Source organism: Paenibacillus taichungensis (assembly GCF_050994985.1).
GTDB lineage: Bacteria > Bacillota > Bacilli > Paenibacillales > Paenibacillaceae > Paenibacillus > Paenibacillus taichungensis.
The window spans coordinates 2,476,367-2,495,864 of sequence record NZ_CP194720.1 but is presented as its reverse complement, the minus strand read 5'-3'; the positions used below and the strand labels follow the sequence as shown (position 1 = coordinate 2,495,864).

The 19,498-nt window shown below is 46.1% G+C and carries 13 protein-coding genes; all 13 read left to right on the top strand.

What is annotated here, in order from left to right; all coding sequences use genetic code 11:
* The first annotated feature begins 4 nt into the window (after nucleotides 1-4).
* The 13 genes from ACR1R9_RS11270 to ACR1R9_RS11210 all read left to right on the top strand — a co-directional run bounded on the left by ACR1R9_RS11270 (nucleotide 5) and on the right by ACR1R9_RS11210 (nucleotide 19,319).
* Nucleotides 5-1,735 (top strand): hypothetical protein, encoded by a 1,731-nt coding sequence (locus ACR1R9_RS11270; protein WP_433921018.1) that lies wholly within the window; start codon nucleotides 5-7, stop codon nucleotides 1,733-1,735.
* Nucleotides 1,722-2,000: a hypothetical protein gene (locus ACR1R9_RS11265; RefSeq protein WP_326065475.1), complete on the top strand. Its 279-nt coding sequence runs from the start codon at nucleotides 1,722-1,724 to the stop codon at nucleotides 1,998-2,000. Before ACR1R9_RS11270 ends, ACR1R9_RS11265 begins: the two co-directional genes overlap by 14 nt.
* Nucleotides 2,001-2,180: 180 nt before the next feature.
* Nucleotides 2,181-4,691: a WG repeat-containing protein gene (locus ACR1R9_RS11260; protein ID WP_433921019.1), complete on the top strand. Its 2,511-nt coding sequence runs from the start codon at nucleotides 2,181-2,183 to the stop codon at nucleotides 4,689-4,691.
* 234 nt (nucleotides 4,692-4,925) lie between these two features.
* On the top strand, nucleotides 4,926-6,725 hold the full coding sequence (locus ACR1R9_RS11255; protein ID WP_433921020.1) for an ABC transporter ATP-binding protein: 1,800 nt from the start codon (nucleotides 4,926-4,928) through the stop codon (nucleotides 6,723-6,725).
* Nucleotides 6,722-8,464, top strand: a complete 1,743-nt coding sequence (locus ACR1R9_RS11250; protein ID WP_433948779.1) for an ABC transporter ATP-binding protein — start codon at nucleotides 6,722-6,724, stop codon at nucleotides 8,462-8,464. Before ACR1R9_RS11255 ends, ACR1R9_RS11250 begins: the two co-directional genes overlap by 4 nt.
* Before the next feature lie 59 nt (nucleotides 8,465-8,523).
* Nucleotides 8,524-9,486, top strand: coding sequence for an ABC transporter substrate-binding protein (locus ACR1R9_RS11245; protein ID WP_433921021.1), 963 nt, complete (start codon nucleotides 8,524-8,526; stop codon nucleotides 9,484-9,486).
* Between the two features lie 195 nt (nucleotides 9,487-9,681).
* The gene (locus ACR1R9_RS11240) at nucleotides 9,682-10,080 is read left to right on the top strand and encodes an RDD family protein (RefSeq protein WP_433956443.1); all 399 of its coding nucleotides are present in this window, start codon (nucleotides 9,682-9,684) and stop codon (nucleotides 10,078-10,080) included.
* 319 nt (nucleotides 10,081-10,399) lie between these two features.
* Nucleotides 10,400-12,025 (top strand): extracellular solute-binding protein, encoded by a 1,626-nt coding sequence (locus ACR1R9_RS11235; protein WP_433921022.1) that lies wholly within the window; start codon nucleotides 10,400-10,402, stop codon nucleotides 12,023-12,025.
* 56 nt (nucleotides 12,026-12,081) lie between these two features.
* On the top strand, nucleotides 12,082-13,005 hold the full coding sequence (locus ACR1R9_RS11230; protein ID WP_072732961.1) for an ABC transporter permease: 924 nt from the start codon (nucleotides 12,082-12,084) through the stop codon (nucleotides 13,003-13,005).
* 10 nt (nucleotides 13,006-13,015) lie between these two features.
* Complete coding sequence (locus ACR1R9_RS11225; RefSeq protein ID WP_063563855.1) at nucleotides 13,016-13,897, top strand: carbohydrate ABC transporter permease; 882 nt, start codon at nucleotides 13,016-13,018, stop codon at nucleotides 13,895-13,897.
* Between the two features lie 102 nt (nucleotides 13,898-13,999).
* The gene (locus ACR1R9_RS11220) at nucleotides 14,000-15,058 is read left to right on the top strand and encodes a glycoside hydrolase family 88 protein (protein WP_433923728.1); all 1,059 of its coding nucleotides are present in this window, start codon (nucleotides 14,000-14,002) and stop codon (nucleotides 15,056-15,058) included.
* Between the two features lie 260 nt (nucleotides 15,059-15,318).
* Nucleotides 15,319-17,646 carry a helix-turn-helix domain-containing protein gene (locus ACR1R9_RS11215; RefSeq protein WP_433956442.1) on the top strand — a complete coding sequence of 776 codons (2,328 nt, stop codon included), beginning with the start codon at nucleotides 15,319-15,321 and terminating at the stop codon, nucleotides 17,644-17,646.
* 23 nt (nucleotides 17,647-17,669) lie between these two features.
* Entirely contained in the window at nucleotides 17,670-19,319 is a 1,650-nt protein-coding gene (locus ACR1R9_RS11210; protein ID WP_433921024.1) for an extracellular solute-binding protein, read from the top strand.
* Nucleotides 19,320-19,498: the final 179 nt, after the last annotated feature.

The following is a 19,498-nucleotide window of genomic DNA, read 5'->3' as shown; positions in this document are numbered from 1 at the left end:
TCACGTGAGTGAATTTGAACTGAAATTTCGGATGTTTTCGAAGCTGTGTACGGAGGATTATTTGATTCGAAATGCCAACAAAGGGTTGTACAAACGGTCTCTGAAAGAGTTGGATAATGGCTTGACTGTGCAATACACTTGGAATGAAGCCTCTGTGAGTTGTCAGTTGAGTGATGGTACACATTGTTCGCTTGAAAATACGCTGGATCATTGGGAGTGCTCCTGTCCGGCAGACAACATTTGCAAACATATACTGATTTCGATTTTGTATTATCAGCGGGAACATCAGACAGAGGATACATTAAATCAGGGTGAAGCAGCGTCATCAGCACAGTTGGAACCTGAGTCTGGTCTGGTAACGGAGTCACGCTTCCGCTGGATGGTTGAATCGGATCTTGCTCCTTTGATTAAATCATATAGTTCTTCATTGGTTGAGGAGGTTCTGTTCCGATTAAGATATCCCGAGCAGATTGAAGTATTGGAAGATTCTCTTCTAACCGTGCGTCTGGTGAAACAAGAAATTGAGGTTTCGTTTACAGAAGAAGCTAGTCTGGCTAAGGCCCTGTGCAAAGTAAAACAAACTGCCGGTAATATGTCCAAACTTGAAGCATTATTGCGGTATCGGATGCAACAAGGTTTGGATGATATTGAAGCCATAAGTGGAAGAGTCCATGATACCAAGTTTTCACTTCAAACAGTGCGGGAATGCCGCTCCATGCTTGCAGGTCTGCTAAAGACGGGACTTGCTCGTCTACCGCAATCGTATATGGCTCAATTGGAGACACTGGCGATTGCGGCCCATAGTGGTCATCTTCCTGACGTTGAGCGGAGTTTACGCGGGATTCAGGGGGAACTGCAATTGTTTTTTAACCGACACGTACGGTTCTCCATGCAATCGATGCTTGATCGGGTAAGCAAGTTGTATCTTGCATTACAGGTGCTTGAACAAGAGAAGGTATCTGCATTCAAACAGAGTCAGCTCATTGGCAGTTTCCGAAGTAAATACTATACGGTTCCAGAGCTGCATCTGTATGGACTGGGTGCTGATGCATGGGAGACACGCTCCGGTTACCGTGGAATCACTTATTATTTCTATTGCTCTGATGATGCGGAAATCTATACGTACAGCGATGTCCGGGCTGTATACTATGAAGATAATCAATTCTCATATACAGAGCATTATGGTTCCTTCACTCCATGGCTGCCCAATCTGACTTTTCGTCAATTTGCCGGGGAAGAGATTCAGTTTCGCTCGGTGAAAGTAAATGAAGAGCATAGACTCTCCTCCGGGGAAGGCGCAAAGCTTACACTGTTGCCACGAACATCAGTGGAAGAGGTGAATCTGGGCAAGTACATGCAAGATATACCCTCCGTACTCGCTGAAGATGCACGCTCATTTGGGTTGTTTTCCGTTCCGAAAGAACGACTGGCGATGATCAAGGTTGCCCGGGTTGTAGAGCATCGCTTCGAGAAGCAATCACAGGACCTTATTCTAACGATGGAGAGTGACCATGGGGAGACGTTGGATCTGACTCTTCCTTATTCAACGGAATGGGAGACCATGATCAAAAGGTTGGAGTCAGGTTATGGGACAGGAACACTCGAACACTTTTATGCTTTTGTGCGTATAGAACAGCAACGGATATACCCGATCAGCTTCCTGAAGGGTCCAACAGTGATCAGTCTGAAACTGGATACGGGTTATGGAAGGACGGGTAGAATTGGAAGACTATAGTCAGTTGATGCAGAAGATCAACAGCTGGTCAGAAGAGCTGTTTCTTCGCGGATTATCCCAATTCACATTGAAAGATATTGATGTATTGGAACAGCTAATTGTGGAGACCTCGAGGTTTCAAATGACTTTCCTTCGTGAAATACTGGAGCTCATGATCGAAGAGGGCCGAAAAACTGCTCTAGGGAGCGGTGATGAGGAGCTTATGTTGCTTCATTATTGCCGCCTCACACAGTATGTACAGCTCAGCACTCAAGAATCATCCTGAACCGATTGGCACATAAAGAATTGCAGAAGCATGAGCCTCTGCAATTCTTTTTATTTTATTTGAGTAAATTAGGTTTTTGAATCTCCAAAGTTAACGGTTATATTCGCTCAGATGTCATATCCCCGCTTATGATGCATACCCATACCATTAGGCGAATGCTGTCTTAAGGAGGAAACAGGCATGTCCATGAGCGAACCTCTGTTAACGCAAATTGTCAATCAACATATCCCGGCTGACGCTACTGTCGTCACCATTGATAAACCGGTCAAACATCCGGCCATTTACGCTTCAGATTTAACTGGAGACGGAATGCCGGAGATTGCTGCTGTATATGAGCAGGGCGGAGAATTAATGCTGCTTGTCCTGAAATTTTACCAGGGTCACTGGATCAAGATGTCTTTGACGAAAGGCCTGGGTTATGGTGTTACCTTGCTGACAGCGGCATCGGTGACATCCACGGCGCGGAACAATCTCATTGTAGGCTGGCAGATCGGTGCGATCTGGTCGAAGCTTGCTGTATACGAATGGACGGAATCAGGACTGACAGATCAGGCGCCGGAAGATTTGTATTACAGCCATGCGGAAATCATCGATATGCCGGGTCACCACGGCAGAGATGGCAAAGTAGAGATTGCACTCTGGATTCATGATACAGGTGAAGCTTATCGGGTCGAGATCATCCGCTGGCAGAATGGGAAATGGGTTCCCGCAACGGATGTATATCCGTATTACTTTCCTAAAGTTGTGCAGTATTACGAACAATTGACTAAACACTATCCAGACTACACTTTCTATTGGTACTATCTCGCAGATGCCCAGTACAAGGCCGGATTATTTCCTGCCGCGCTCGCCTCGGTCCAAAAAGCGCTAAGTTTTAGTGACCCATACCCTTCACGGGAAGTTTTGCTTGAGCTGGAAAAGAAGATTAGGCAAGCCATGGGCACAGAGGGGCCGCGTGAAACGACGTGGTTATTTCCGATATCAGTCAGAACAACAACTGGAACCCGGTGGGGCTATATGGACGCCCAAGGTCGTATTCGTCTTGAACCGATACTTGACGATGCCCAAGACTTTCAACGAAATGGCCTGGCTGTCGTGGTGAAAGACAGGAAGACTGGTATCATTAATCTTAACGGGCAATTTGTCGTTCGACCTGTATACGATTCCATTAATCCTTTTTCAGAAGGTCGGGCCATTGTCATTGATTCCCAAGGGTTCAAGATGATTGATGAACAAGGCGCCGTATTGACCAAACGGGCATATCCGTTTATTGCCGATGTGAAGGACGGTCGAGCGCTATTTTACCTTTCAGACAGCAGTCAGGCAGGCGGGGAAGTCAGTCGTTACGGTTATTTGGACACCTCTGGAAATGAGGTCATTCGGGCTCAGTTCACTTCAGCGAACGATTTTCAGGATGGCAAGGCCGTTGTGCAGATCAAAGAAAATGAATATGCGTTAATTAACCGAAATGGTCAGCGGCTGGCGACGTATCCGTATGCCTACGTAGGACCTCTGGGTAACGGATTACTTCCTTTTCAGAAAGAGACATCGGGTAAATACGGTTATATCGACGAAAGTGGTCATATCCGAATTCAGCCGAGCTTCACTTCGGCATTTCCGTTCAGTGGTGGATACGCTATTGTGAATACAGCGGAGGATTACAACTACATCTATGGCGTTATTAACACACAGGGCACATTTACCATCCAACCCGCCTATAATGACATTCGAGATCTGGGAGAACATCGGCTAGCCCTGGGGCAAGCGATTGACCCCAAACAGTCTTTCTTAGGTTCGGTCTATGCAATTGCAGATGTCACTGGTAGAAAACTTTCCGATTTTGTATATACGGATGTATCGAATTACAAGGGAGGGCTGGTTTCAGTCACGAATGGAACACAAACGTTCTTTCTGGATCTAAATGGGCGACCTGCATCGGGATACCCCCGTGTTGAAGGCTCGGGCACACTCGAATGGGTAGCTCCCGATCTAATCAAGGCGTATGTGGACCAGCGCGTATCCTATGTAAACCGGGCCGGGCAGGTCATTTGGCGACAAAATACAATTGTTCCACTTCACCCGCCATATCGTGTACGGGAAGAGAAATATAAGCCAAACCCCGATTATCTCGTGTATTATCCGCAGGTGGAAGGGTTAACCGATCAAGCCGTTCAGCTTGCAGTAAACGCCAAGTTAAAGGCACTTTCCCAAGTGAAGCCAATCCCTGCGGATCAGAAGCTGGGTTACACATATACAGGGGATTTTGATATTACGTTCTATCAGCAGCAATTGCTTCAACTCAAACTTACGGGTTATAACTACCCGGCGGGTGCAGCACATGGCATGCCGACGATGATCTATGCGATTATTAATCTGAGCAGCGGCCAGATGTATGAACTCAAGGATTTGTTTAAACCGAACAGTGATTATGTAAAGGTGCTCAGCAAAATTGTAGGTGATCAGATCAAGAATGATCCACAATACTCTTATGTTTTTCCGGACACGTATGAGGGAATCAGCCCGGATCAGCCTTTTTTTGTCACAGCGGATGCACTGCATCTATATTTCAGCCCTTATGAAATCGCTCCTTATGTCGCGGGATTTCCGACATTTACAATTCCTTTTGCCCAGATCAAGGATATCATTAATACAGAGGGTTCATTCTGGAAAGCTTTTCACGAGCAGCCGTAACCAATCCATTTCACCCCAGTGCAGAGAGGCCATATGTGCAATATATGGTCTCTTTTCTTTTGTTCTCATGAATTATCAGATGAAATAAAACAGAATGATGCCATTTATTATCCGTATAGAGGTATTTTTGCTCCGTTTTGAGGTAGTAGCCGATCACTGTGCTGTGAGATATTAATTGGGCGTATATAACACTGCGCGATATTGAGAATGATTATTAATGTCAGGAGGAGCGGGATGAACACCACATCTGAAGTATCCGGTTTAATGGAAGTAACCAAGGAGCGGAAAGGTTTGCTGATTACAGCAAGTATCTTCTCGATTTTATCGAGTCTGCTGCAAATGGTTCCATTTATCGGAGTGTATAAAATCGTCGAAGAACTGTTAATCCATGCTCGGGAGCCATCTGGCCTGGACAGGGATTTGCTGATGTATTGGGGATTCGTCTCTTTTGGAGCGCTAATCGCGGGTCTTATCGCGCTCTATATTGGAGGAATGTGCTCGCATATCGCTGCATTCAACATCCTGTACCAGCTCAGAGTAAAGCTTGCCGATCATGTGGCAAAAGTGCCGATGGGGTATCACACTCGAACTGCGACAGGTGAGCTGAAAAAAATCATTGAAGTTAGCGTTGAGAAAATAGAGAAGTTCATCGCGCATCAGCTTCCCGATCTGGTGAGTGCGATCGTCATTCCACTAGTGCTACTATGCTATTTGTTCTGGCTAGATTACCGTATGGCACTGGTCTTGCTAGTTCCCATGATTATCGGGTTCTGGCTGCAAAGCAGCATCTTCCGAAGTGAACGGGGACGTCAGGCATATCGTGATTTTCAGTATGCGATTGAAGAAATGAACTCAACAGGGGTTGAATACGTAAGAGGAATGCCGGCGGTAAAAGTATTCGGTATTACAGCGGACTCGTTTCTCACCTTTAAACAGGCAGTAACGAGATATCGGGATATCTCGTTGAGAATAACCGATTTATGCAAGACGTCGTATGGCATGTTTTTCATCATCATTATTTCGCTGGTGACCTTTATTGTTCCGATCGGCATTTTACTTTCAAGCGAAAACGCAGGCAATCAGTCTTTCGCGATCACCTTTATTCTATTTCTAATCATTACACCAAGTTTGTCCGCACCACTCTTGAAACTGATGTATCTGGGTAGTGGCATGCGTGAGATCGTAGAAGGTCAGAATCGGATCAAGGCTGTATTTGCTGAGTCGGTTGTACAGGAACCTCTCACTCCGCTAGTGCCCGATACATATGATGTGGCTTTTCGGCAGGTATCCTTTGCGTATGAACAAAAGGATAGCAAAGCGTTCAAACCTGTGCTTCAAGAAGTTGATTTTGTAGCTAAAGCAGGAGAAATGACGGCATTGGTTGGACCTTCGGGTGGCGGAAAATCTACCATTGCCAATCTGCTTCTGCGTTTCTGGGACGTGCAGCAAGGCGAAATTACGATTGGTGGGGTTCCCATTCAGGAAATGGGGACAGAGAAGCTGATGGAGACGGTTTCGTTTGTATTCCAGGACGTACATCTGTTCTACGATACGATTGAGGAAAATATCCTCATGGGCAATACAGCTGCATCGCGGGATGATGTCATTGCTGCGGCTCGAACAGCTTGTTGTCATGAGTTTATTGAGAAGCTGGATGAGGGATATGACACCAAAATTGGAGAAGGTGGTACGTACCTGTCCGGTGGTGAAGCTCAACGGATTGCCATTGCGAGAGCTTTACTCAAGGATGCTCCCATTCTCGTTTTGGATGAAGCGACAGCATATGCGGATGCAGAGAATGAACATAAGATCCAGCAAGGACTGGCCCAACTGGTTCAAGGTAAAACGGTACTGATTATTGCTCATCGTCTAACAACGATTCGGGCAGCTGAACAGATCCTGGTCATTCGTCAGGGTACCATTGTTGAGCGAGGTACACATGATCAATTACGTGAGGCAGACGGTTTGTATGAGAAGATGTGGCAGGCCCATATTCATGCTGCTTCCTGGAAGCTTGGAGGTGCGAAGCAATGAGGAACTATTTATACAACATATCGGGTGGTAACCCCCGCAGTCTGCTTCCATCCATCATAGCCGCCATTCTGGACGGGATTGCGAAGATCATTCCGGCTGCGCTGCTCGTTGATATTTTCAATACGATATACAAATCCTTCGCTGAACCGGATAAGGGACTGGACATCCAGCGAATGTGGATGGTGTGCTGCATTCTGTTTGCATGGCTGTTGGTGGAGTATGCGGCTTACTCTTCTCTCTATGATAAAACCTATCGGGCAGCATACAGCCTCGCCGCAACGGGACGCTTGAAGCTGGCTGAACATATTCGTCATCTATCATTGGGTTTCTTCGGTAAAAGGGACCCGGGAGATCTGACCAATCTGATTCTGAGTGATTACGGACAGGTAGAGCATACGATCTCTCACAATCTGTCACAGCTCATCAGCGCAATTGTGCTGCCGGTGCTGGCTTTTGTTGGACTGCTGTTTGTAGATTGGCGAATGGCAGTTGCGATGTTCGTCGCTGTTCCACTGGGGGTGGCCTTGTTATGGGTGACAGACTCCATTCAGGCTCGCTTAAGCGAGAATCATGTGAGAGCCAAGAACGAAGCGGCCAGTCGGCTGCAAGAGTATTTGACCGGTATTCGTGAGATCAAAGCCCACAATATGGGCGGAGAACGATTTGAACGACTGCGTCGTTCTTTTGACGAGTTGAAGTCGGCATCCATTCGGTTGGAAGGCATTATGGGTCCGATGATTATGGGGGCGATGCTTCTTGCGCGTTCCGGCATGACGTGGATGATTTTGGCAGGGAGTTATTTGCTTGCTGGCGGGGAATTGACATTGCCGATATTTTTGCTGTTTTTGCTAGTCGGTACGAAAGTGTTTGAACCTCTGACCGTTGCGCTGATGAGTTATGGTGAAATGCGATACTCCGCATATAGTGCACGGCGCATTATGGAAGTGCAGCAGGAGGCGCCAATGACAGGAACAGGAGGCGTACAACCTAATCAGGCGATTTCGTTTGACCGCGTAACCTTTGGTTATGATGATGAGCTGCCTGTGCTGAAGAATTTGTCGTTTACCATTCCTCCGCACACCATTACTGCACTTGTAGGGCCATCCGGTAGTGGAAAAAGTACGGTTACCCGTCTCATAGCGCGTTTCTGGGATGTGCAGTCAGGTTCCATTACCATTGGCGGGCAGCCAATTAACCGTATGGACCCGGAGAAACTGTTGGAGGATATCTCTGTTGTCTTCCAGGACGTGTATCTGTTTCAGGATACAATCGGTAACAACATACGTGTAGGGAAGAAAGAGGCTACCCAGGCAGAAATTGAAGAAGCAGCACGTCGGGCTTGCTGTCATGAGTTTATCGCAAGTCTGCCTCAAGGATATGACACGATAGTGGGAGAAGGAGGCTCGACGTTATCTGGTGGGGAAAAACAGCGTATATCGATTGCACGTGCGTTGTTGAAAAATGCATCCATCGTATTGCTGGACGAAGCTACGGCATCACTTGATCCAGAAAATGAAGCCGCAGTTCAGCAAGCGATTAATGAGCTGGTCGCGAACAAAACGGTAATTCTAATTGCCCATCGTCTGAAAACGATCCAAAATGCGGATCAGATCCTTGTTCTGGATCAGGGCCAGCTTGTCGAACAAGGAACGCATGAGCAATTATTGCTAACATCAGGTATCTATTCGCGTCTGTGGCAATTACAGCATGATGCCGAGGGATGGCAGGTAAAGGTATAGCGATGAACGCAGTCGTCCAAACCAGATAGATGAATTGACTCAAAAGGAGAATAATTTAAATGTTAAAACGAATTTATATATGGATTGCACTATGCTCCATGCTGATGCTTGCGGCTTGCGGAACTGAACAGACAAGCAGTCAGGAGGTTAGTTCGTCAGAGGGAACGACGCAAGCGACAACGAAAGTCATCACCAATCCAAATGGAGAGGAAGTTACAATCCCCCTTAATCCGCAGCGGATTGTGGATCTGTCCGGCTCAACAGAGGAATTATTGATCGTTGGCAAAACGCCTGTCGCGACGACCAGCGCCGATTATGGGCAGCAGGATCAGATCACTCCACCCCTTAAAGACAAGTTGGATGCAAATACCGTGGTTCTGGGGTGGCTCGGCAGCAAATTCAGTATAGAAGCGGTGACTGCGTCGAACCCGGATCTGATCATTCTGGGAAAGGATTTTAATACAGATCAGTATGAAACCTTGTCCTTGATTGCACCGACGATTGTTTTGCCATACTCGTATTATGATTGGAGAGAACGTCTGACGTTCCTGGCAGATACGTTCGGAGAAGAAACCAAAAAGGATGAGTTCCTGGCTAAATATGATGCAAAGTCGGCTGAGTGGAAGCAAAAACTTGAATCGACTGTGAACGGTGAATCTTTTGCGGTCATCGAAACCTATCCTAACAATCTGGTGATCTATTCGAATAAAGGTGCGGCAGAGATGTTGTACGGCGAGTGGGGACTAAAACGCACAGAAGGTATTCCTGAGCCCGAAGGCTGGGGAGGCAAACAGATCAGTATAGAGGCGTTGATCTCCGTCAATCCGGACCAGCTGGTGCTGATGGAGAATAGCGAGAACAAGATGGAAGACAGCAAGGTGTGGAATAACATGAATGCCGTCAAGGATGGGAAGATTTATAAAATCTCCAGCGTAGATAACTACAATTATTCTTATACGGCTTTGGGACGGATGGAACTCATGGATCGTTTAGGTAACCTGATTTTGGAAGGACAGAAGTAACGCTGAATAGAAATATAACAAAAGATTTAAAAGCTAAAAGGTTCGCCATGAAAAGGCTTCTCAACAAAAGTTGAGGAGCCTTTCTCGATTCCTTGAATAGGATGATTAAGAACTTAATGGAATATTTTTCTGTTATACTACATGGATATGTGTCTACATACATTCAACTAAATCCATATGAAAGGAGGCATTCATTTGAGAGAAGCAGGTTTTTGGGTTAGATTAGGAGCAAACTTGTTAGATGGAATTATCGTTTCAATCCCTTTAGCCATTATTGTAGGTGTACTGACTGGAAATTTTGATAATGACGAGCCTTTAGCTAAACTACTGAGTGGATTATATTCCATTTTATTACCTGTATTATGGAGTGGCCGAACGATAGGAAAACGTATTTGCGGAATTCGAATTCGAAAATACGATACACATGAGCCCCCTGGAATTGGAACCATGCTCATGCGAGTTGTTGTTGCAGGACTGATATATGGAATCACATTTGGCATTGGTTTCATTGCGAGTGTCATCATGGTTGCTGTACGAGAAGACAAACGTGCAATACATGATTTTATCGCAGGTACCGAAGTCGTCTGGGACTAAAAATGAGAAATCGATCCCTGGAGTAATTTATTCGTTATATACAATCCACTCAAATTTACCCACGTTACAGACGATGAACCTTGTTCATGGTCTGTTTTTTTGTGATGTCAGAAGTACACTCAAAAACCCGCGCCAACACTGCTAAATCAAGGCATTGCAGATAATTATATAGAGAATTCGTCTATCGTTTTGGCTAAATGATCATTTGGTTCTGACGAAATCAACATGTCATTTCATCTTTTGCGAATATCGCTACAATGCGCGCTCCCTTACTCTGAGGTAGAGCACAGACATTCCCAAAAGGTGGAGGATAAGGTCCATGAGAAGAAAAGTGTTATCTACGAGTTTGATGATCCTGTTATTAGGTACAACGATCCTGGGGTGTTCGTCCGGAGACAGTAAAACGGGCGATGCTGAAAAAGGCACACCAAGCGGATCAACGGAAGCAACAACCTATCCAATTCAAACGGATAAGACGCTTACGTACTGGGGTGAAATTAACGGAAACTTGATCGGGGTCAAAAATTCGCACAGCGAAATTCCATTCTTTCAAAAATGGCAGGAAAAAACCGGCGTGCCACTCAAATTCACGGCACCACCGACCGGTCAGGTCAGAGAATCCTTTAACGTGATGCTGGCTTCCGGGGATTTGCCTGACATGCTGGAGTACAATTTTATCGGTGATTTCCCTGGTGGACCGGAGAAAGCCATCAATGATGGTTATATCCTCAAGCTGAACGATCTGATTGACCAGTATGCTCCGAATCTGAAGAAATACCTGCAGGACAATCCGGACATCGACAAGATGGTCAAAACGGACAGTGGTAGCTACTATGTATTCCCGTTCATTCGGGGAGATGAGTATCTTCGTGTCTTCCAGGGACCAATCATTCGTAAGGATTGGCTGGATGAGCTGGGACTACCAGTTCCGGAAACGATTGATGAGTGGACAACAACCCTGAGAGCTTTTAAAGAGAAAAAAGGCGCATCCGCCCCGTTCTCTGTTGTAAGTAAGCCACGATTCTTTAACGATTCCGGTAATGGTGCTTTCCTTGGCGCCTTCGGTGTAAATCGCGGATTCTATCAGGAAGACGGACAGGTCAAATTTGGTCCTGCGGAAGAAGGTTTCAAAGAATACTTGACGTTATTCCAGGAATGGTACAAAGAAGGTCTGATTGATAAAAACATCTCGACAGCGGATACCAAATCCGTTGACGGTAACCTCGCTTCGGGTGCTACTGGCGCTAGTGTCGGTAACGCAGGCGGAGGTATCGGCAAATGGCAGCCGCTCGTAGAAGCAAATGATCCGGATGCCGTTCTGGTCGCCGCACCATATCCGGTGCTTAACAAAGGGGATATTCCTAAATTCGGCCAGCTTAACCAGGGTTATGCCTCGGAAGGTACGGTTGCCATCACAACAGCAGCCAAGGACCCGGAACTTGCCGTTCGCATGCTGGATTACGGCTATAGTGAGGAAGGGCACATGTTCTTCAACTTCGGTGAAGAGGGTGTCAGCTATAACTTGGAAGGAGATTATCCGAAATTCACGGACTTGCTGCTAAAGAATCCGGATAAACTCGCTCCTGCACAAGCGATTTCACTATATGCCCGCAGTAGCTATAACGGTCCATTCGTTCAAGACAAACGTTATGCCGAGCAGTTCTTTGCATTACAGACTCAGCGTGATGCCATTGATGTATGGAAGAATACACAGGCCGCCAAATATAATCTGCCTTCAATCACACCTACACCTGAAGAGAGCTCCGAATACGCGACCATCATGAATGATATCAACACACTCGTCGACGAGATGACCATCAAGATCATTCTAGGTAACGAACCAGTGGATCAATTTGAGAGCTATGTCGCGAAAATGAAATCGTTACATCTGGATCGAGCGATTGAAATCCAAACAGCAGCACTCGAACGCTACAACAACCGGTAATTGTAAAAGGGGAGGGCTCTAGCCCTCCCGATTGAAAAGAGGTGAAAAGGTACATCATGAGCAATCGTCAATCCTTTAGAAGCCGGTTCGTGCGGGACTTCATGATGAACAAGTATTTGTACATCATGATGATTCCAGTTATTGGATATTATTTAATATTTCATTACGGTCCGATGTACGGCGCAATTATTGCCTTTAAAGATTATTCTCCGATGAAGGGCATTTTGGGGAGTGATTGGGTTGGGCTGAAGCACTTTGAAGAGTTTTTCAACAGTTATTATTTCTTGCGTGTTCTGAAGAACACCCTTCTTATCAGTTTGTACACACTGGTCTTTGAATTCCCCGCACCGATTATTCTGGCGCTGCTAATTAACGAAGTACGCAAGCGCACGTTCAAGCGGGTCGTTCAGACGATAACGTATATGCCTTATTTCATCTCTCTCGTCGTCATATGCGGTATTATTACAGACTTCACGAACGCGGATGGTTTAATCAACCGTCTGATCATGATGCTTGGATATGACGGTCAGGCGATGCTGCAAAAGCCGGAGCTGTTCCGTCCGATCTATGTTCTGTCTGAAATATGGCAGCGGATCGGTTGGGAATCCATTATCTATATTGCTGCGTTAATGAGCATCGACCTGGAGCAGTATGAAGCGGCTAAGATAGACGGAGCGAGCCGTCTCAAGCAAATGTTTCACATTACGCTACCCGGATTGCTGCCTATTATTACGATCATGTTCATTCTCCGGATGGGTAATATGCTGAATGTCGGGTTCGAGAAAATCATTCTCCTTTATAATCCGGTGACCTATGAAACAGCTGACGTAATCTCCTCCTTCGTATATCGAAAGGGATTGTTGGAGTTCGGATGGAGTTACAGCTCGGCAGTCGGTCTATTTAACTCGGTGATCAATCTCGTTCTTCTGATTTCGGCGAACTATATCAGCCGCAGAGTGAGTCAAAACAGCTTATGGTGAGGTGATAACTTTGATTAAGGAAAGCGGTTGGTTTGACCGAATCTTTACGATCTTCAATTATACGTTTCTAATCCTGCTCGTCATCGTCACATTGTATCCGCTGCTCTACGTGTTATTCGCGTCCTTAAGTGATTCGGCGCAGCTGTTAGCGAACAAAGGCCTCTTGTGGAAGCCGGTCGGGTTCAGTCTGGAAGCTTACAAGAGTGTACTTGCCAATCCAGGTATAGCCACAGGTTTCCGCAATACATTGTTTATTCTTGTGTTCGGTGTTATCGTCAACCTGTTCATGACTGCGCTTGGTGCATATGTGCTATCCCGTAAAAACGTGATGTGGAACAAGGTGTTCATGTTCTTTATCGTGTTCACGATGTTCTTTGGCGGCGGGTTGATTCCACTGTACCTGGTCGTAAAAGGTGTTGGCCTGTTAGATACATTGTGGTCGACCATTCTGCCTTTTGCCATCAGCACGTTTAACCTGATCATCATGCGAACGTCATTTATGGGCATTCCGGACAGCCTGGAAGAGTCGGCCAAGATTGATGGAGCGAATCACTTCACCATTTTGTTCCGTATCATTATTCCGTTGTCCATGCCAGTCATTGCCGTGATGATTCTGTATTACGCGGTCGATAAGTGGAACGGGTGGTTCTATGCATCAGTATTTATCAAAAGCCGAGAACTGTTCCCATTGCAATTGGTGCTGCGTGAGATTCTGATCGCCAATTCTACAGAGAGCATGTCGGCCGGTGCATCGGCTGGGGATCGCTTCCAGATCGGGGAAACCATCAAGTATGCGACGATTATGGTAGCGACGATACCCATCCTGTGCATCTATCCGTTTTTGCAGCGCTTTTTCGTGAAAGGTGTCATGGTTGGTTCATTGAAAGGTTAAATCAGAGTATTGAAGAACGGTAAGGAGGTATGAGGTTACATGAGCGTATTAAATGAAGTGAACAAGGACGTGTGGGATCAGATTAAAAGTAAAGCCGATCAGATGCTTGCAGCCATAGGTGAAAAGTCTCCGCATGTCGCAGGAGCAAATGGCATCTATGACGACATGAGAATCGATTGGTGGACCTCAGGATTCTGGCCGGGCATATTATGGATTGTGTACGATATGACGGGTGATGAGAAATATAAAGAGGCTGCATGGAATTGGGATGAGCGACTATCGGAACGTTTTTTAGAAAACAACTACTTTGATCACGACGTGGGCTTTCATTTCCTACCTACGGCTGTCATCAAATACAAGCTCACCGGAGATATCGATGCCGCAAGGCGTGCCTTATTTGCCGCCAACTTTCTGGCTGGCCGTTTCAATACCAAAGGCGGCTTCATCCGGGCTTGGAATGGAGACATGCTGGGCTGGTCGATCATCGACACCATGATGAACCTGTCATTGCTCTTCTGGGCGTCTGAGGAAAGTGGAGATCCTCGTTTCAGCCATATCGCCAAAGCTCATGCGGATATGGTCATGAAGCAATTTGTGCGGGAAGATGGTTCTGTGCATCACATCATTCGATTTGATCCCGAGACAGGTGAACGGACAGAAGCGATAGGTGGACAGGGAGCGGCGCCGGATTCGGCATGGAGTCGGGGAGCGGCGTGGGCATTATATGGATTAACGAATACGTATCGTTATACAGAGGACCCGTCATATCTGGATGCTGCACAGCGTGTGGCGAACTTCTTCATTTCCAGCCTGCCCGAGGATAGCGTTCCGCATTGGGATTTCCGTGCTGAGCCCGAAGAAGGGGAGGAGATCCCACGAGACAGCTCCGCTGGTGCCATTGCTGCTTCCGGATTGCTTGAGCTTGCAGATGTTCTTCCTGATCCAGAAGGCAGACTCTATGCCACCGTTGCTAAACGTATCCTGAGTTCCCTGCGGGATCATTATGGAACCTGGGATCTTCCTGAGCACGAAGGTATGCTTCTCGAGGGAACCGGTCATAAACCGGCAGGTCAGAACGTAAACGTCTCGCTCATTTACGGTGACTATTTCTACGTCGAGGCGAGTGCCAAATTAAACGGTTGGAAGCATCGCATTTTCTAAAAAAATTCTAAGAATATTTAAAAAACTTTCTCAACTTGATACCGAATTGATACCGAATGCCCGATAGACGAAATTAGTCTATTCGGGCTATTTGTGCTTGATTTGACGGGAAAAATCGGTGGTGGCTACCCTTTTTGTCAATCGAATTGAACTTTTTATCTATATCCCAATTGCGCTCTTACCGTTATAATAAATTCCTGATCCAAACATAGATAATCTACGAAGAGTTGGGTGATGAGTTGTTGCTAAACATTCGATATTTGTGGCAAAAACGAGAAAGCATAATTGTAACCTGGCTTGTCTCTTACAGTGCTGTTTTGATTGTGCCGATTCTGATCAGTTTGGTTATTTACATGCAAGCAAATGAGACTTTGAAGAGTGAAATACATCGAGCCAACGATTCTTTATTGAAGCAGATGCGATATACAATCGATACACAAGTTGATCTGATGAAGCGGTTAAACATGGAGATGACGTGGAGCCCAAATCTGCAAACGTTGATGTATTCCAATCAGCCGGCCAAAGAGGCGCCGTATACGGCATACCAACTGGTAAAGGAACTCCGTCTCTATAAAACATCCTACGCATCCATCGATGAATTCTACGTCGTGTGGAAAAAAGATCAATCCATTCTCCGTTCAGGTAATATTCGGGATATGCGAACGGCATTTCATACCATACATAACACAGGTGCAATGTCTTTCGAAGCGTGGCGGGATCAGATTCTGGGTACAGAGACGAATCAATTCGTCATACTGCCACATCAGAATGCAGCTCCGGCGGAGTCTTCCATTGCGTACATTACACGTCTGCCTGATGATTTGAATGGTCAGGAGACCGGTACGGTTGTCGTCATGGCGGATACGCGAAGATTCCAGGAAGCAATTGAGAGCATTTCAGGTTTTAGTGATGCCACGCTGCTGATTCTGAACCAGAATAACGAGATTCTGATGAGCAATCATCCGGGGTCAGAGGAATTGAAGCCATTCATGAATGGCAATCAGGTTCAATTGGATAACGCCAAGGTAGGCAAGTCGGAGATGTTCTACATGGACTCTGCGGTATCCGATCTCAAGTACGCATTGATTATTCCCAGCAGCCTATATTGGGAAAAGGCAGTGTATGTCCGCAATTTTACGTATATCAGCATCGTAGTGAGTCTCATTAGCGCGGGTGTACTGACCTGGTTCTTCATGCGCCGGAATTATTCCCCAATCCAACAGCTCGTGGAATCACTAAAAGACAAAAATAGTCAGAACGAACCTGCTGATCGGAACGAACTTCGGTTTATTCAGAAGGTCATCATGAACACACGTTCAGAAAAGAATGAGATTGCCCAACAGTTGCAGAAACATCAGCAGGTGCTGCGCTCCAATATGATTAATCGGCTTCTCAAAGGCAAACAGGATACGCTTGTGCCTTATGAAGATGCATTCCGTTCATTCCATATGCCGCTGTATTCAAGTGAATTTGCTGTTATCCTATTTGTTATCGAGAATGAAGAGAATCTCTATGGAAAGCTGCCAGGTATTGATATCAACGAACGAAACAAGCTAATCCATCTCATTATTTCCAATGTGGTTGAAGAACTGGCTTCAGAGCGTCAGCACGTCGGATATGTGGCTGAAGTTGATGATATGATGGTCTGCCTTGTAAATATGAAAGCGGATTCTTCGGATTGGAACCAGGATCTTCATCACATTGCGGCAGAAGCGCAGCGATTCCTGGAACGTTATGATATGGAATTGACGATCTCCATCAGTGGACGCCACACGTCGTGGATTGGTATCGCCGAAGCATACCAGGAAGCTGTAGACGCGATGGAATACAAAATGGTGCTTGGCAAAAAAGGTATCATTACCTATGGCGATGTCCGCAGCGATGCGATGGCGGATGACCCGTTTGGCTACTACTATCCGCTTCAGGTGGAACAGCAGCTTCTTAATTTCATCAAAGCGGGAGATATCGACCAAGCCAGCGCTTATATGAACGAGATTACAGAGCGAAATTTTGATAAACCGATTATGTCGCTCACACTTGCACGTTGCCTGATTTTTAACCTGGTAGGTACAATGATCAAGGCTATCAATGATCTGGGAGACAGGGATAACCATACGCTAACCCAATACCCGCATCGGATTGAGGACATTATTGCTGGGGATACCATTCAGGAGATGCAGGAGGCATTGCAGAACTTGCTTGAGGAGGTATGTTCCTATGCCGCTGACAAACGCGCAACGAATGTATCACAAGAACGTGAGGATTCCCTGCGTCATCTCAGTACCCAAGTCACGCAGTATATTGAGAATAACTATACAGACGTGAATTTGAACGTCAACGCCATTGGTGAACATTTTGAGCTGAAGGGCAGTTACTTGTCCAAACTCTTCAAGAATCAGACTGGTGAGGGTCTGCTGGACTGCATTCATAAGTGCCGTATCCGACAGGCTAAAGAAATGATTGAGCATAAACAGGAATCCATTACAGAAATATCCCGAATGGTCGGGTATAACGATGCAGCAACTTTCATCCGGGTATTCAAGAAATACGAAGGCATTACGCCAGGTAAATATAAAGAAATCAGTTGATTGATTTGAAAGGAGACCGGAACATGAACGTAAAGAGGAAGTTGGCCTTCATAGCAAAGTTGACAGGATTCATCCTACTGCTTGGCATGCTGACTGCTTGCGATCAGAACGGGACAGATTCGGATGCCAAGCTGGATGAACGTTCCGGCTCATCAGAGTACCAGACCGTCTCGATTGCTTCACCCAATGACGATGGAAAATTAACCTACTGGGCAGAATTGAATGGCAATGCAGCAAGCATTAAGTCCAGCTTCAATGAAGTTCCTTTTTTTCAGGAGTGGCAGCGGAGAACCGGAGTCAACCTTCAATTCATCCGGCCTCCAGCCAATCAGGCCAAAGAAGCGATTAATGTGCTGCTTACGTCCGGAGAGCTCCCAGATATGATTGAATACGAGTGGAGCAATTATCCCGGTGGGCCGGAGAAAGCGATCAAAGACGGATATATTCTGAGATTAAACGATGTTATTGATCAATACGCACCTCATCTGAAGCAGTACCTGACGGAGCATCCAGACATTGATATGCAGATTCGAACAGCGAACGGAAGTTATTACGCGTTTCCTTTTATTCAGGGAGATGATAAGCTGCGAACCTATCAAGGGCCGATTATCCGAAAGGACTGGCTGGATGAACTTGGACTTGATGTGCCAACAACGATTGACGAATGGCATACGATGCTTCAGGCATTTAAGAACAAAAAGGGAGCTGACGCCCCGCTTACTTTCCTAGGTGTTCCGAATCCGTTGTTTGGTATCGAAGGCGGCGGTTTTATTGGCGCTTTTGGGATTAAAAAGGGGTTCTACGTGGAAGATGGCCACATTAAGTTTGGGGCACAAGAACCTGAATATAAGGCGTTCCTATCTTTATTTCGTGAATGGTATGCGGAGGGACTCATTGACAAGAATCTAGCTGCCGTCGATTCGGAGACTCAGGATACAAACATGACCACAGGACGCAGCGGCGCGAGTATCTGGAATGCAGGGGCGGGGATTGGTACATGGCTACCCATCTTGCAAGAGACGGATCCCCATGCAAAGCTTGTGCCAGCGCCATATCCTGTCATGAACAAAGGAGATCGCCCGAAATTTGGTCAACTTGCTCCCGCGATCGGTTCCAGTGGAGTCGCCATATCCAGCAACAGTCATCATGTAGAAGAAGCAGCACGAATGTTGGACTATGGGTATGGGCCTGAGGGACATTTGCTGTTCAACTTTGGTATTGAAGGTGTTAGTTTTAAGATGAAGGACGGGTATCCGACGTATACCGAGACTATTTTGAAAAACCCTGATAAGTGGTCGCCGGCACAAGCGCTTGCGATGTACACGAGAGCGAGTTATTTCGGTCCATTTGTCCAGGATACGCGATATATGGAACAATATTATATTTTGCCGGAACAGAAAGAGGCGGTGCAGTTATGGTCCAGTACAGATGCTGTTCTGCATCAGGTACCTACTCTGCCCAAAACCGAGAAAGAAAGCACGGAGATGTCAGTCATCATGCAGGAAGTGAACAAAGTGGTGGACGAGATGTCGCTTAAAATCATTTTTGGCATTGAGCCGTTGAATGCATTCGATACGTATGTCGAGCAAATCAAGTCATTACAGATTGATCGTGCGATTGAGATTCAACAACAGGCGTTAGAGCGATATAATCGCGCTGTATCCTCTAAATAAATCCTTATATTGTATAAAATGGGCATTGAAGTGTCGTTTTTGTTGATGTAATTTCGTTCCCTCGTGCTCTACAATCGGTTATGACATGCTGAGTTGGCATGCACATGACTCTTGCTTGAGCAGGATCGGAGGTGACTATAGGGTTTCTTGAAACCGCTCACATACTCTGAAATCCAAAA

Excerpts from the sequence above, each read along its gene's own strand:
- ACR1R9_RS11260 (WP_433921019.1), top strand. The coding sequence starts at position 2,181 with ATGTCCATGAGCGAACCTCTGTTAACGCAAATTGTCAATCAACATATC.
- ACR1R9_RS11255 (WP_433921020.1), top strand. The coding sequence starts at position 4,926 with ATGAACACCACATCTGAAGTATCCGGTTTAATGGAAGTAACCAAGGAG.
- ACR1R9_RS11250 (WP_433948779.1), top strand. The coding sequence starts at position 6,722 with ATGAGGAACTATTTATACAACATATCGGGTGGTAACCCCCGCAGTCTG.
- ACR1R9_RS11245 (WP_433921021.1), top strand. The coding sequence starts at position 8,524 with ATGTTAAAACGAATTTATATATGGATTGCACTATGCTCCATGCTGATG.
- ACR1R9_RS11235 (WP_433921022.1), top strand. The coding sequence starts at position 10,400 with ATGAGAAGAAAAGTGTTATCTACGAGTTTGATGATCCTGTTATTAGGT.
- ACR1R9_RS11230 (WP_072732961.1), top strand. The coding sequence starts at position 12,082 with ATGAGCAATCGTCAATCCTTTAGAAGCCGGTTCGTGCGGGACTTCATG.
- ACR1R9_RS11220 (WP_433923728.1), top strand. The coding sequence starts at position 14,000 with ATGCTTGCAGCCATAGGTGAAAAGTCTCCGCATGTCGCAGGAGCAAAT.
- ACR1R9_RS11210 (WP_433921024.1), top strand. The coding sequence starts at position 17,670 with ATGAACGTAAAGAGGAAGTTGGCCTTCATAGCAAAGTTGACAGGATTC.